The organism is Geovibrio thiophilus, from assembly GCF_004087915.1.
In the GTDB taxonomy this organism is placed as follows: domain Bacteria; phylum Chrysiogenota; class Deferribacteres; order Deferribacterales; family Geovibrionaceae; genus Geovibrio; species Geovibrio thiophilus.
Window position 1 is genome coordinate 725,209 of sequence record NZ_CP035108.1, and the last position, 13,460, is coordinate 738,668.

A 13,460-nucleotide genomic window follows, 5' to 3' on the forward strand; every position below is an offset into this window, starting at 1 on the left:
CCGCGAGCGTGTATAAAAAATTCCCATGGAGGGAGAATTTTTTATAGTTAAGGCAGAGCAGGTATAAAAAACGCTCCCAAGGATGGGAGCGCGCCGTGCGAAGCGAAGGCGGGTTTATCCCGCCGCGAGCGTGTATAAAAAATTCCCACGGAGGGAGAATTTTTTATAGTTAAGACAGACGGGTTCAGTCGCTGTAATGCCCTGACTCCCTGTATTCGTTGAGTTTGTTGCGCAGAGTGCGCACTGTTATCCCGAGGAGATCCGCAGCCTTGGTGCGGTTTCCGCCCACTTCCTCAAGGGTTTTCAGAATAAGCTCTCTTTCCATCTCTGCGATGGTGACTCCGACTGTGGTGACAGACGGCACGGTTCTGCACACCTCTTCACCCGATGCGGTTTCGGTGCATACAGTTGCCTGCTGAGCGGGGAGTTCTTTCTGAAAATCGCTTTCCAGCAGAAACTGCTTTATTGTTATCCCGTGGAGGAACAGATCCCTCTCGCTTATCACCTTATCCCGGCAGAGAACGACAGCGCGCTCTACGGTGTGCTCCAGCTCACGGACATTCCCCGGCCAGTCATAGTCTATCAGAGCCTGAAGCGCCTTTTCGCCGAGAGAGCATGAGCCCTTGCGGTTTATTTCGGCGTATTTCAACATGAAAAACTCGGCAAGTTCACGCACATCCTCCCTGCGCTCTCTGAGAGGAGGGAGCTCGATCGCTATGACATTTAGCCTGTAGAACAGGTCTTCTCTGAAATTGCCTGATGCCACTTCTTTTTTAAGGTCTCTGTTGGTGGTGGCGAGTATGCGGACATTTATTTTTTCGGGGCGAATGGAGCCGAGACGCTCCACCTCACGCTCCTGAAGAACCCTGAGCAGCTTAGCCTGAAGATGGATAGGCACTTCTCCGATCTCATCCAGAAGGATTGTGCCGCCGTCCGCCAACTCGAATTTTCCCGCTTTGCGGTTTATAGCTCCGGTGAAGGCTCCCTTCTCGAATCCGAAGAGTTCGCTCTCAATAAGGTTCTCGGGAATAGCAGCGCAGTTCACCGCAACGAAGGGACCGTCCGCTCTGGAACTGTTGTCATGTATGTAGCGGGCGAGAACTTCCTTGCCGGTGCCTGATTCACCTGTGATCAGAACTGTCGCCTCACTGCCTGCTACGTCCTTTGCCAGTGCGAACAGACGTGCCATGAACGCACTGCGGAAAACCGCCTTGTTCTTTTTGCGTTTGCCACCTTTATTGAGGCTTTCTATCTCGAATGTGCGTCTTATGAGCTCTTCTATGACTTCCGGCGGAAACGGCTTGAGTATGTAGTCCGAGGCGCCCAGCTTCAGCGCTGCCACCGCGTTTGACACAGTGCCGAAGGCAGTGATGAAGCAGACCGGAGTTTCTATGCCGGAGGAGCGCATCATGTTGAACATCGCCAGTCCGTCTATTTCCGGCATACGCATGTCGCTTACGATCAGATCATAGGGGCGGGAGGACGCCTTCTCGAACCCTTCACGTCCGTTTTCGGCTGTCTCCACCGAAAGCCCCATGCGGCGCACCGTTTCTTTGAGGGCTTCACGCATGTTGTCGTCATCATCGACTATGAGAACTTTTCTGCTTTCGTTTTTATCGCTCATTAAACACCTATACCGGAACCGCAACACGGAAGGTCGTGTAGGTTTTGCCGTCGCTGTCAGCCTCTATATTGCCGCCGTGCGCCTTAACTATCTTGTAGACAATGGCGAGCCCCAGCCCTGTTCCCTTCGCCTTGGTGGTCTGAAACGGCATGAAGAGCTTGCCTGTCATGGAGGGTTCAATGCCGCTGCCGTTATCCGTTATGGTAAACCAGCTTTCATTTTTGTCCGCTCCGGCTTCGATGCGTATCTCACCGCCGCTTTTCACGGCGTCCACCGAGTTGTGGATAATGTTCATCACAACCTGCTTGAAGAGCTCCGCGTCGCACTGTATCTTCTGGTTTTCGCCTATGCTGTTGATGAAGCGGACTTCTTTGTCACGCATTATATGCTGAAGGTAAAGTATAACATCGTCTATTATGTCGGACAGGAAATGCTCTTTTATCTCAAGCTGTATCTCCTTGGTGAAAAGGAGGATATTGGAGATTATGGAGTTTATTGTGCGCACACCCTTGATTATGGAATGAGTGAGGCGCTTCTTGTCCGGCGAATCCTCCAGATCACGCCCGAGGAGCGAGGCGAAGAGCTCAATGCTACCAAGCGGGTTGCGTATTTCGTGGGCGATGTTAGCCGCCATCTCCCCCATGAGCATCAGCTTCTCGTCCCTGTGCTTCTCCTTTTCAAGGGCTTTCAGGTCGCTTATGTCATCTATGACGTAGACAGTGCCGGATATGCCTTCTGCGCTGAGCTTGCCGAGGCTTATCTTGAGGTATACGCCCCTTTCCGGCTCGTGCTCATAGAGCCCGGGTTCGATGAAGCCCGCCAGCATGGCGAGGAATTTCTCCTGCCCGAAGGCTGAGGACATTTTCTCCGCTTCCTTGTTCAGCGTGAGTATGGAGCCGTTTTTACCGATTGCGATTATGGCGCTTCCGGAGTTCATTAAAACCCCTTCCAGAAGGTTGCTGAGGGCGGACAGGCGGCGGTTTTTCTCCTCCACCTCTTCGCGCAGCTTGCGCGCCTCCTCCTGAATAACGCTGTAGGAGTCCTCCAGCTTGGTGGTGGCGAGGTTGAACGACTCCATAAGGAGCTTAAGCTCTTCGATCCTGCTGTCTTTCACTGTCAGTTCGTCAGACTTTTCCGCCACTGTATCTCCTCCAGTTCCGAACGTGCGGCGCTTGCGTAAACAGAGCTTGGCACGCTTTCCAGAAGCTCCATATAGTTTTTCACCGCATTGTCGTTGTCCTTCAGTTTAAGGTACGATTTGCCCATATAGTAAAGCCCTTCGGCTCTTTTGTCATCTCTCGGAGCGTAGCTTTTCAGGAAAACACTCAGGGCGTCCACCGCTGGGCGGAAGCTGTTCTTTTTATAGTAAAGTATTCCCATATCAAGTGAAACTTCTTCGTATCCGACAAAGCGCTTGTTAGGGTCGCTGCTTACGTCCTGATATATTCTGACGAGAAGCTGCTCCCTTTTGGCATCATCTGAAATATTTTTTGATATTTTAAACTTCTGCTTCGCTGCGAGCTTGGGGTCTTTGGTGTATTCATTCAGCAGCTTCACCGCAGTGTCGGGGTTTTTCTTTTCAGCCTCATCCGCAAGGAATACCAGTGTTTCGGGGTCAAGGGAGTTAACCTGAAAGTTTATATCCCCGTTGTCGAGGAGAAGGCTTGTGAGCCAGTAAACCGGAGTCTTGGTTTTGCCGACTGCGGCAAGCAGCTCCGCCGCCTTGTCAGGCATGGACATTTTATACAGAGAGAACGCCGCGTAAGCCTTCACTGTGTCTTTGAAGGGCTCCTGCGGGGATGAGTCTATTATCTGCTGATTTTCCGAATAAGCCTGAATGACATCAAGGAATCTGTCACTCTCAAATCTCCGGCGGATCACGGTGAGCGTGAGTCTCTCCGCCATGCTGTTTATTTCCTTTATGTGGGTTCCGTCATTGTCGAACTGAGCGATGTACTGTTTGGCGTTAACCAGCGCCTGCGGCACTCTGGCGGCGTCAAAGTCCTTCTTCACCATGCCGAAATAGGCGTTGTCAAGGAGGCTGTTCCACTTGGCGGGTTCTATCACTTCTGTTTCGCCGGTGAGAAAGTTTTCTATGTAGTCTATAACGCCTCTGAAGTCTCCGTTTTTGTATCTTGCTTCAGTTTTGCCGTAGGATACAGCCTGACTGATGGTTTTAGCCTCAAGTCTGTAAGGTGAGTCGGGGAACTCCTTAAGGAGAGAGCCCACATACTCCTGAGCCTGATCGAATCTGGTTTCATCATACGCCTGTCTTGCCTGCTGAAGCCTGATCTTTTGCTTTATTTCATAAACGGCGGGCATCAGGGGCGAACTGTAGCTTCTTCTTCCGAAACGCTCTATCCTCTCAAGAGCCTTGTCATAAGTCTTTTCATTGAAAAGGGATTTTATGATCATCAAATCCGCCTGCTCAAGGATTTCAATGTCTTTTGAAGCCAGAGCCGGAGCGAGAAATTTTTCCCAGTCCTGCGTATTTTTATCGCTTATGTGCGAATTGGCGTATCTGATCGAAGCCAGAAGCCCGCCGGATTTTGCGGGGTGTTTTTTCACAGTGTCCAAAAGCTGCGTATCCGCCTGTTTTCTGTTGCCCATTTTCTCATACATCTGAGCTGCGCGGTACATTGCCATATCCGCTTTCTCGTGAGACGGGTAAAAACCGAACACTCTTCGGAAGGCGTTCAGCGCCTCTTCCGTTCTGCCTCGTTTGTCGAACACTTCGCCCATGGCGTAAAGGGAATCTGCCGTGAATTTGGAGTAGTCGATCTTCCTTCCTGTGAGACCTTGGAAATAACGGAAGGCGGTATCCGTATCCCCTTTATCGGCGTAAAGCATGCCGATGATCGCCGCTTGGGGGTCTCTGTCGTCCCTGAAGCGTTTGAGATAGTTTTCTCTCGCCTCTATAGCGCGGTCTGTCTGTCCCAGCGTCTGGTATATCTCGGCTATTTTTCTGGAGGAGTTCTTCTGTATATTCTCGTTCTGCACGAGTCGGATTATCTTTTCATGGGCGAATATGGCTTCGTAATACATATCGGCCTTTTCTTTTGAATCGGCGGATCTGACAAGAGCGTCCCTGAATAGGTATGAGTCGGGGTAAAGGTTTATAAAGTCGTCAAATATCTGAGATGCGGTGATGTAGTTCTTATATGATTTGGCGCCCATTTCATAATAGGCGTTTCCAAGGCGGAACAGGGCTTCCTGTCTGTAATAGTTGTTAATATCCGAAGCCAGCAGACCTTCGAGTGTCACAGCCGCCTGCTCATGAGCGCCTTTTGCCATGAGCTCATCGGCTACTCCGAGCTGCCTGTCCGCCTCGGCGTTTTCTATAATGCCGCTTCCTTTTTTGATGATTGCCTCTTCAATGCCGTAGCCGAGCTTAATATCATCGGCTTTTTTCTTGCGGGAGGCAACTATCTTGGCGTCCACCCCTTCGGTCATGAAGGTGAAGTCCGTGTCCTCAGCGAAGTCCAGAGTGAGTGTGGCGCCCTTGACGGTGATTTTTGAGATGAAGCGGTCGTCCAGTCTGCCCGAAAAACCGGCCGACAGGTTTTTGGCGAACAAAAGAGTGATGGTTCTTTCCCCTTTTTTTACATCTTTTATGTTTTCTGCGGCTCCGGCTATGACCAGTTCGGTGAAAAACCTGTTCTTTTTCAGGTAAATATCCTGAGCATTCGCGGTGAAGACAATAAGAAGGGCAAAGACAATAAAGCCAATATTTCTCATTACATTATTTTTAGACTAACACGCAATTAATAGCAATCCGATTTTAGAATGCTATACGTCTTTTAGGGGGCACCGGAATACTGCGCGGCTCAATGAATGAAATCTTCGGAAGAACCGTATCCGTCCGCTGTTGCATTCGGCGTAAATTTCCCTTAATATTTGAGTTTAACAAAAAATAAGCGGTGAAACAGATGAGCGAGTCAAAAGAAACTTACAAGGGTTCAAATTTTATCAGGAATATAATCATAAAAGACCTTGAGGAAGGCAGGAACGGGGGCAGGGTTCACACCCGCTTCCCGCCGGAGCCTAACGGCTATCTCCACATCGGGCATGCCAAATCGATCTGCCTCAATTTCGGCATGGCGGAAGAGTTCGGCGGAAAGTGCAACCTCCGCTTTGACGACACAAACCCCCTGAAGGAGGACACTGAGTATGTGGAATCGATCAGACGTGATGTAAAGTGGCTGGGGTTTGACTGGGAAGACAGGGAATACTTCGCCTCCGACTACTTCGGCAGGTTTTACGAATACGCTGTCCAGCTCGTCAGGGACGGACTGGCGTTTGTGGACGACCTCACGGCAGAGGAAATAAGGCAGTACAGGGGTACACTCACCGAATCCGGCAGGGAGAGCCCGTACAGAAACCGCAGCGCCGAGGAGAACCTTGATCTCCTTGAGCGTATGAAGAAGGGCGAGTTCAAAGACGGTGAGAAGGTTCTGAGAGCGAAGATAGACATGAGCTCGCCGAACATAAACATGCGTGATCCGGTTATTTACCGCATAGCGCACGCTGAGCACCACAACACCGGAAGCGACTGGTGCATTTACCCTATGTATGACTTCGCCCACGGGCTTGAGGACTCCATAGAGGGCATAACCCACTCCATATGCACACTGGAGTTTGAGGATCACAGACCGCTTTATGACTGGTTTTTGGAAAAGCTCGGCGTGTATCACCCGCAGCAGATAGAGTTTGCGAGACTGAACCTCACCAACACCGTAATGAGCAAGCGCAAGCTGCTTAAGCTCGTGCAGGAAAAATATGTAAACGGGTGGGATGATCCCAGAATGCCCACAATAGCGGGTTTGCGCAGAAGAGGATTCACGCCGGAATCGATCCGCATGTTCACAGACATGATCGGCGTTTCCAAAAGCAACAGCATAATAGAATACTCCCTTCTTGAGAACTGTCTGCGGGATGACCTCAACAAGCGTGCCCACAGGCGCATGGCGGTGATTGATCCCCTTAAGATGGTGATAGTGAATTATCCGGAGGACACAGAAGAGCTTCTGGAAGCTGAAAACAATCCTGAAAACGAAGCGGACGGCAAAAGGATGATCCCTTTTTCCAGAGAGCTTTACATAGAGCGGGAAGACTTCATGGAAAACCCGCCTAAGAAATATTTCAGGCTTTTCCCCGGCGGGGAGATAAGGCTTAAACATGCCTATTACGTAACCTGCGTTAACGTGGTGAAGGACTCTGACGGCAACGTTACGGAAGTTCACTGCACGTACGATCCCGCAAGCAAAGGCGGCTGGACTGAGGACGGGCGCAAGGTCAGGGGCACATCCCACTGGGTGAGCGCGAAGCATGCCGTTAAGTGCGAAGTCCGAATGTATGACAACCTGTTCACCAAGGAAAACCCTGATGAAGCGGGAGACGGACAGGATTTCACGGCGAACATCAATCCCGATTCCCTCAGAATTGCCGAGTGCTGGGGCGAACCCGCACTTGCGGAGGCAAAAGAGCTTACGTCATTTCAGTTTATGAGGCAGGGCTACTTCGTGGCGGATCCGGATACATCAAAAGAAAAACCTGTGTTCAACAGGACAGTTTCGCTCAAGGACTCATGGGCGAAGGAACAGCAGAAAGGCTGATTAGTGAGGAGGAGACATGCAGATACTTGAGGCTATATTCAACAGGAGAAGCATCAGGCGCTTTTCCGTCGTGAAAAAGGTGGAGAAAGACAAAATCGAAACACTGCTTAAGGCGGCAATGAGTGCTCCATCCGCAGGGAATCAGCAGCCGTGGGCTTTCGTGGTGATTGAGGATGAATCAACCCTGAGGGAGATCCCGTCCATTCACCCTTACGGAGCTATGTTCTCTCAGGCTCCGCTTGGGATAGTCGTCTGCGCCGATCCCTCAAAGGAGAAACACAAGGGCTACTGGCCTCAGGACTGCGCCGCCGCCGTACAGAATATTCTCCTTGCCACTCAGGCTCTCGGGCTTGAGGCTGTGTGGTGCGGACTTTACCCCAATGAAAAACCGGAAGCGGCTGTGAAGGAACTGCTTAAAATTCCGGAGGACATACGGGCTATGGCGCTTATAGCTATCGGTTACTCCGATGCCAAGGGACACCCCGCTGATAGGTTTGATGCGGGCAGAGTGCACAAAAACCGCTGGGGCGGCAAATAAATGAAATACTGGCTGATGAAGTCCGAGCCGGAATCCTACTCAGTTGACAGGCTGGCTAAGGAAGGGAAAACCTTCTGGGAGGGCGTGCGGAACTATCAGGCACGCAACTTCATGATGAATGAGATGAAAAAAGGGGACAAGATCCTCTTTTATCACTCAAACACCGCAGAGCCCGCAGTTGTGGGGCTTGCGGAGGTGTGCGCCGAAGAGTGCGTGCCGGACTTCACTTCATGGGATAAATCAAGCAGGTATTACGACCCGAAATCCCCGAAGGAAAAACCGAGATGGTTCATGACGGAGGTCAGGTTCGTCAAGAAACTTGATAAGCCTGTGACGCTTAAGGATATAAAAAATATGCCCGGGCTTGAGGGGATGAAGCTTGTCCGGAAAGGGATGCGCCTCTCCGTTCAGCCCGTTACGGCGGAAGAATACGCGGTGATCCTCGAAATGGCGGGGGAAAAAGCCTAAAACGCCCGCATCGCTTTGGTGAGAAGCCTTTCCAGAATCTGCCCTTCCTCCGGCGTAAGCTCGCTTAAGATCTCCTCCGTGAGCTCAATATGCAGCGCATGGTGGCGGCGGTAAATCACCTCCCCCTCTTCGGAAAGGGTCACATAATAAGACCTTCTGTCTGTTTCGTTCGGCTTTCTGATCACATATCCCAGCCGCACAAGCTTGTCTATGTTCACCGTGAGCGTGCCTGTGGTTATTCCCATCTTTTCCGCCAGTTCCTTCATGCGGAGGGGTTCGCAGCCGCCCAGAACCTCTATGGTGTGCATCTGGGGCAGGGTAAGCCCGGTATCCTTCACGACAGAATGCTCCCATGAGGAGAGCTTTTCATAAAATTCAACGATAACGTTTGACAGCTTTTCCATTTTTTCATTTTTCCATAATGATATAGTTAGATTCTAAGTGTATCAGGATGGCTGTTTTTTTCAACTGAACTTTAATTTCCGTATAAAGTTTGATGTTCAAAATAAATTTGTTGACTGCAACAAAGAACCGGAGTAATTATACCCATACCCCTATGGGTATAGCCGGCATAGCTATAGGAGGTTGAAATGCGTCAGTGTATGGACGTTCCGAAGGTACGGACACGAATAAAAAAGATTGAAGGTCAGCTCAGGGCAATTTCGGATATGGTTGATAAGGATGTCCCATGCGAGGATATACTCATTCAGATAAACGCCGCCAAAAGCGCCTTGCATAAGGTGGGGCAGCTTGTTCTGGAAGGGCATCTCCAGCACTGCGTCCGTGACGGGATAGAGCACGGGGACGCTGACAAGACCATAGCCGAATTCGCGAAAGCCGTGGAGCACTTTTCGAGGATTGGTTAGCGAAGAATGGATAAAATAAAGGAATTAATTGAGGATGAGGACAAACGGACGGTTATATTTCTGATACTGTCCTGCCTGTCCCTTGTTGTGAGTTTTTTTGAAATAAGCGTGCTGCCGTTTGATGCCGCATGGGTCGCGATTATACTCTGCGGCGTACCGATAATGAAGGGAGCCGTTATAGGGCTTTTCACTGAGTTTGACATTAAGGCGGATGTGCTTGTGGCGCTTGCCCTTACAGCCTCAGTGATAATAGGCGAGACCTTCGCCGCCGGTGAGGTGGCGTTCATTATGGCACTCGGCGCTATGCTTGAGGAGCGCACAGTGGCGAAGGCGAGGGCGGGCATAGAGAAGCTTGTTCAGCTTTCACCAAGAACTGCGAGGATAATAACGCCGGACGGAGGCGAGACTGTCATCCCCGCCGAAAATGTTCAGGTCGGCGATCTGCTCCGTGTGCTCCCGGGTGAGACTGTGGCAGTGGACGGTGTGATCGTTTCCGGACAGACTTCCATAGACCAGTCTGTAATGACCGGCGAATCCCTCCCCGTTGACAAAGGTGTCGGGGATGAGGTGTCCAGCGGCACGGCGAACCAGTTCGGCGCTTTTGACATGAAAGCGGTGAAAGTGGGTGAGGATTCATCATTGCAGCGGATGATCCGTCTTGTGGAATCCGCCGACGCGGGTAAGGCGAAGATTGTCGGGCTTGCCGACAGGTGGGCAACGTGGATAGTGGTAATAGCCCTTGTTTCCGCCGTCGGCACATGGTTTGTAACAGGCGAGATAATCCGCGCGGTGACCATACTCGTTGTTTTCTGCCCCTGCGCCCTTGTGCTTGCCACGCCGACAGCTATTATGGCGGGCATCGGCAACGCCACAAAATTCGGAATACTGATCCGTGAGGGTGATGCCCTTGAGAGGCTGGCGAAGGTGACAAAAGTCGCTTTCGATAAAACAGGCACACTCACCTACGGTAAGCCGGAGGTGGCGGCTGTGGAGAGCTTTGATCCCCAAATATCCGCCGATCTGCTTCTGGAGCTTGCGGCGGCGGCGGAAGCCAGATCCGAGCATCCCCTTGGCAAGGCTGTTGTGACAGGCTTCAGAGCGAAATTCAAAACTGCCCCGCAGGAACCGAAGGATTTTCTTATGACCGCAGGCAGAGGGGTTAAGGCTGTTGTAGACGGCAGAACCGTGCTCGCCGGAAACGCGGATATGATGATTGAAAACTCTGTTGAGCTTTCCGAAAAGCTCAAAACTGCCGCGTCCGTCCACAGAAAGGAGGGCTGCACGGTTATCTACATAGCTCTTGACGGCAAAGAGGCAGGCTTCATTGCCCTTGCGGACGCATTAAGGAGTGATTCAGCGGAGACTGTGCGGCAGCTTCTTAAGCTTAAGATAGAAAGCGTTCTTCTCACGGGGGATCATCAGGAAGCGGCAATGCACATAGCGAAAAACGCCGGAATCCCCAAGGTGCACTTCGACTGCCTGCCGGAAGACAAGATGTACTACATAGGCAAGTATCAGAAGCAGAAGCGGATGGTCTGCATGATAGGCGACGGCATAAACGACGCGCCCGCTCTGAAATGCGCCCATGTCGGCGTGGCAATGGGCGGAATCGGCAGCGATATAGCTGTGGAGGCGGCGGATGTCGCTCTTGTGGGGGATGAGATAAAGGCTATTCCCCACCTGCTGAAGCTGGCGAGAAAAACCATGTCCACCATCAATCTCAACATAAGCCTTTCGCTTATTCTCAATTTCGTGGCTATATTCATGGCTATGGGCGGGCTGCTTAACCCTGTTACCGGAGCTCTGGTGCATAATCTCGGCTCCGTGGCGGTGATTATAAATTCCGCTCTGCTGCTCAATTATAAAAGTCTTTAACTGCACAGGGCGCCCCGCGCGCCCTGTGTTTCCCTGAAAAACTCTTTTGACGGAATTTTTACACTGTTAATGCGATATTTCTTCACTATTGCTGTGTAATATTATATGAAAGAGAGTAAGAGGTATCAGAATGGCTGTCTCCGTGAAACCCAAGCTTATAACAATTTTATGTCTTATTCTTTTTACCGGATTCTTATGCGTGAATCTCATTAACTATTTCTCAGTAAAGGAAACAATGCGTGAGAATGAGATATACGGCTCGCTCCCTCTCACAAGGGACAATATCTACACCGAAATTCAGCGGGACCTCATGCGTCCTGTGTTTGTCTCATCACTCATGGCGCACGACACCTTTCTTAAGGACTGGGTGCTGCACGGGGAGCTGAGCACGGGTGTGGTGGAAAAATATCTTCAGGAGATAAAGAATAAATACGGTTTTTTCACCGCATTCTTTGTTTCCGAGAAAACAGGGAAATACTACTATCACGGCGGCGTGCTGAAAACCGTCAGTGAGGAAGACCCTCATGATGTCTGGTATTACGGTTTTAAAGATCTGCACAAGGATTACGACATAGTGATTGACGAAAACGAAGCGGAGGAGAACACGCTTACAGTTTTCATAAACCACAGGCTCAACGACTACGATAACAATCTTCTCGGCGTAACCGGAGTGGGGCTTGAGCTCCAGCGGATAACAAACCTTCTCAGCGCCTATCAGGTGAAATACGACCGAGACATATACCTTGTGGACAGAACAGGCGATGTACAGATGTATCCGGGAGGGAAGAGCCTTGCGGATAATATATACAAAGAGGAAGGTCTTAAGGATGTGGCAAAGGACGCCCTCACAGTGAGTGAGGCTTCCGGCTTTTACGAATATAAAAGAGGCGGGGACGACATTTTCCTCACCGTACGCTATATTGAGGAACTGGACTGGTTCCTTTTTGTGGAGAACAACCAGAGCAAGCCCCTTGAGGGTTTGCGCAAAAACCTGTGGCAGAACATGTTTCTGGGCTTCTTCGTAAGCATTCTTGTTATTCTCATTAACATATTCACTGTCAACTTCTTCCAGAGCAGGCTTGAGAAAATGGCATCCACAGATGAACTAACAGGGCTTCTGAACAGGCGAGCCTTCGAGAACGAGTTCCGCAGGGCAGAGTCCTTTGCCGACAGGAACGGAACTGTCTTTTCGATTATTCTCTTCGATCTTGACGGCTTTAAAGCTATAAACGACACCTGCGGGCACAGCACCGGTGATGAGATACTGAAAAAGGTTACCCTCACCGCGGCGGAGAAGATCCGTCAGGTGGACGTATTTGCCCGCTGGGGCGGTGATGAGTTCATAATTCTTGCTTACGGCGGAGAGGAGATAGCCGCCGCCATAGCGGAAAGGATAAGATGCGGAATAGACATCATAAGCTGCGGCGGGGCTCCGAAGATCACGGCAAGCTGCGGTGTGGCGAAATACATTCCGGGTGAAAACATGGACAGCCTTATAAAAAGGGCGGACGAGGCTCTCTATCTGGCGAAAAAATCGGGCAGGAACAGGGTCAGCACCTGCGTTTAGGAACGCAGAAAGTAGAATGTGGCGATGACGGAGGTAGCAATTCCCGGGATTACCGCCGCGTGGGGCAGCCCTTTTCCTATGACAGTCTGAATAATTATCACGAATATAGGCGTCAGGTAAATATAGCTCATTACCTTGCTCACCGGAAGCTTCTTGCTGGAATACTGCACGATGAAAAAGGTGGCTATGGTGGCGAAAACGGTAATATACGCCACTCCCGCGAAGAAAGCGGCGTCCAGCAGGCGGATGTTTATTTCAAGTATTTTCACATTGGCGATCAGAAGCAGCCAGACAGTTCCCGTTATCATAGTCCAGAGAGTCAGCACAGGCATGGGCTCGCCCTTATGAAGTTTTTTGGAAAGCGGCGAATACAGCCCTATGCACAGACACCCGATGAGAAAAATTATGTCCCCTTTGTTGAAGTCAAGCTCAACGAGCCTTGACGGAGAACCGTCTATTATAACCCACATAGCGCCGAACATAGCGGCAAGCAGCACGATGAAATTCCTTAATGAAACCCTCTCTTTCAGCAGAAAGATCCCGTATACGGCGGAAAACAGCGGAACCACGGTGTAGGTTATGGCTGTGTTCAGCGGAGTCGTATAGCGCAGAGCCTCAAACATCGCCCAGAAGTAGAAGATCATGCTGGCGCTTATGGCGAAGTAGCGGGCTAAATCACTCGGAGATGGTACTCTGACCTCATACCGCGGGAAAACATATATCCCGAAAAGCACGGAGCCCATCAGGAACCGCACGAAGGTAAGCACTGTGGAGTCCATATAATTTACAAGAAAATGACCTATATGGAAGGAGCCTGAAACAAGCACTGTGTAGAGAAGCATCAGAAAATGAGGGTTGCTGTAATTATTTTTCATCGGCGGAGATTATCACAAATCAGTAAAAAATA

The 13,460-nt window shown here is 50.6% G+C and carries 11 protein-coding genes; 6 read left to right on the forward strand and 5 right to left on the reverse strand.

Annotation, left to right across the window (positions count from 1 at the left end; genetic code table 11):
* Positions 1 to 184 precede the first annotated feature (184 nt).
* Genes EP073_RS03460 through EP073_RS03470 form a run of 3 tightly spaced genes read right to left on the reverse strand, consistent with a single transcriptional unit; the run spans position 185 to position 5,362 of the window.
* A complete protein-coding gene (locus tag EP073_RS03460) occupies positions 185 to 1,624 on the reverse strand; it encodes a sigma-54-dependent transcriptional regulator (RefSeq protein ID WP_128465780.1) in 1,440 nt (479 codons plus the stop codon).
* Between the two features lie 7 nt (positions 1,625 to 1,631).
* A complete protein-coding gene (locus tag EP073_RS03465; protein WP_241654042.1) occupies positions 1,632 to 2,765 on the reverse strand; it encodes a sensor histidine kinase in 1,134 nt (377 codons plus the stop codon).
* On the reverse strand, positions 2,741 to 5,362 hold the full coding sequence (locus tag EP073_RS03470) for a tetratricopeptide repeat protein (RefSeq protein ID WP_128465781.1): 2,622 nt from the start codon (positions 5,360 to 5,362) through the stop codon (positions 2,741 to 2,743). Before EP073_RS03470 ends, EP073_RS03465 begins: the two co-directional genes overlap by 25 nt.
* 191 nt (positions 5,363 to 5,553) lie before the next feature.
* On the opposite strand from EP073_RS03470, the gene EP073_RS03475 reads away from it, so the two are divergent.
* The 3 genes from EP073_RS03475 to EP073_RS03485 are packed head-to-tail and all read left to right on the forward strand — an operon-like array spanning position 5,554 to position 8,245.
* Positions 5,554 to 7,239, forward strand: coding sequence for a glutamine--tRNA ligase/YqeY domain fusion protein (locus EP073_RS03475; RefSeq protein ID WP_128465782.1), 1,686 nt, complete (start codon positions 5,554 to 5,556; stop codon positions 7,237 to 7,239).
* A gap of 16 nt (positions 7,240 to 7,255) precedes the next feature.
* Complete coding sequence (locus EP073_RS03480) at positions 7,256 to 7,777, forward strand: nitroreductase family protein (RefSeq protein WP_128465783.1); 522 nt, start codon at positions 7,256 to 7,258, stop codon at positions 7,775 to 7,777.
* A complete protein-coding gene (locus EP073_RS03485; RefSeq protein ID WP_128465784.1) occupies positions 7,778 to 8,245 on the forward strand; it encodes an EVE domain-containing protein in 468 nt (155 codons plus the stop codon).
* Here the strand turns inward: EP073_RS03485 and EP073_RS03490 are convergent.
* Positions 8,242 to 8,649, reverse strand: coding sequence for a MarR family winged helix-turn-helix transcriptional regulator (locus EP073_RS03490; protein WP_128465785.1), 408 nt, complete (start codon positions 8,647 to 8,649; stop codon positions 8,242 to 8,244). The two genes, EP073_RS03485 and EP073_RS03490, sit on opposite strands and share 4 nt — an antisense overlap.
* Positions 8,650 to 8,835: 186 nt before the next feature.
* Here EP073_RS03490 and EP073_RS03495 point away from each other — a divergent pair, with 186 nt between their 5' ends.
* The 3 genes from EP073_RS03495 to EP073_RS03505 all read left to right on the forward strand — a co-directional run bounded on the left by EP073_RS03495 (position 8,836) and on the right by EP073_RS03505 (position 12,553).
* Positions 8,836 to 9,111: a metal-sensing transcriptional repressor gene (locus tag EP073_RS03495; protein ID WP_128465786.1), complete on the forward strand. Its 276-nt coding sequence runs from the start codon at positions 8,836 to 8,838 to the stop codon at positions 9,109 to 9,111.
* A 6-nt stretch (positions 9,112 to 9,117) separates the two neighbouring features.
* Positions 9,118 to 10,986 carry a heavy metal translocating P-type ATPase gene (locus tag EP073_RS03500; protein WP_128465787.1) on the forward strand — a complete coding sequence of 623 codons (1,869 nt, stop codon included), beginning with the start codon at positions 9,118 to 9,120 and terminating at the stop codon, positions 10,984 to 10,986.
* Positions 10,987 to 11,116: 130 nt separating this feature from the next.
* Positions 11,117 to 12,553 carry a sensor domain-containing diguanylate cyclase gene (locus EP073_RS03505; protein WP_128465788.1) on the forward strand — a complete coding sequence of 479 codons (1,437 nt, stop codon included), beginning with the start codon at positions 11,117 to 11,119 and terminating at the stop codon, positions 12,551 to 12,553.
* On the opposite strand, the gene EP073_RS03510 is transcribed toward EP073_RS03505, so the two are convergent.
* The gene (locus EP073_RS03510; RefSeq protein WP_128465789.1) at positions 12,550 to 13,428 is read right to left on the reverse strand and encodes a DMT family transporter; all 879 of its coding nucleotides are present in this window, start codon (positions 13,426 to 13,428) and stop codon (positions 12,550 to 12,552) included. The genes EP073_RS03505 and EP073_RS03510 overlap by 4 nt on opposite strands.
* Between the last annotated feature and the right edge of the window lie 32 nt (positions 13,429 to 13,460).

What these genes read in the sequence shown, in the direction of transcription:
- EP073_RS03480 (WP_128465783.1), top strand. Translation starts at nt 7,256, where the DNA reads ATGCAGATACTTGAGGCTATATTCAACAGGAGAAGCATCAGGCGCTTT.
- EP073_RS03460 (WP_128465780.1), bottom strand. Translation starts at nt 1,624, where the DNA reads ATGAGCGATAAAAACGAAAGCAGAAAAGTTCTCATAGTCGATGATGAC.
- EP073_RS03485 (WP_128465784.1), top strand. Translation starts at nt 7,778, where the DNA reads ATGAAATACTGGCTGATGAAGTCCGAGCCGGAATCCTACTCAGTTGAC.
- EP073_RS03490 (WP_128465785.1), bottom strand. Translation starts at nt 8,649, where the DNA reads ATGGAAAAGCTGTCAAACGTTATCGTTGAATTTTATGAAAAGCTCTCC.
- EP073_RS03500 (WP_128465787.1), top strand. Translation starts at nt 9,118, where the DNA reads ATGGATAAAATAAAGGAATTAATTGAGGATGAGGACAAACGGACGGTT.
- EP073_RS03495 (WP_128465786.1), top strand. Translation starts at nt 8,836, where the DNA reads ATGCGTCAGTGTATGGACGTTCCGAAGGTACGGACACGAATAAAAAAG.
- EP073_RS03470 (WP_128465781.1), bottom strand. Translation starts at nt 5,362, where the DNA reads ATGAGAAATATTGGCTTTATTGTCTTTGCCCTTCTTATTGTCTTCACC.
- EP073_RS03505 (WP_128465788.1), top strand. Translation starts at nt 11,117, where the DNA reads ATGGCTGTCTCCGTGAAACCCAAGCTTATAACAATTTTATGTCTTATT.
- EP073_RS03475 (WP_128465782.1), top strand. Translation starts at nt 5,554, where the DNA reads ATGAGCGAGTCAAAAGAAACTTACAAGGGTTCAAATTTTATCAGGAAT.
- EP073_RS03510 (WP_128465789.1), bottom strand. Translation starts at nt 13,428, where the DNA reads ATGAAAAATAATTACAGCAACCCTCATTTTCTGATGCTTCTCTACACA.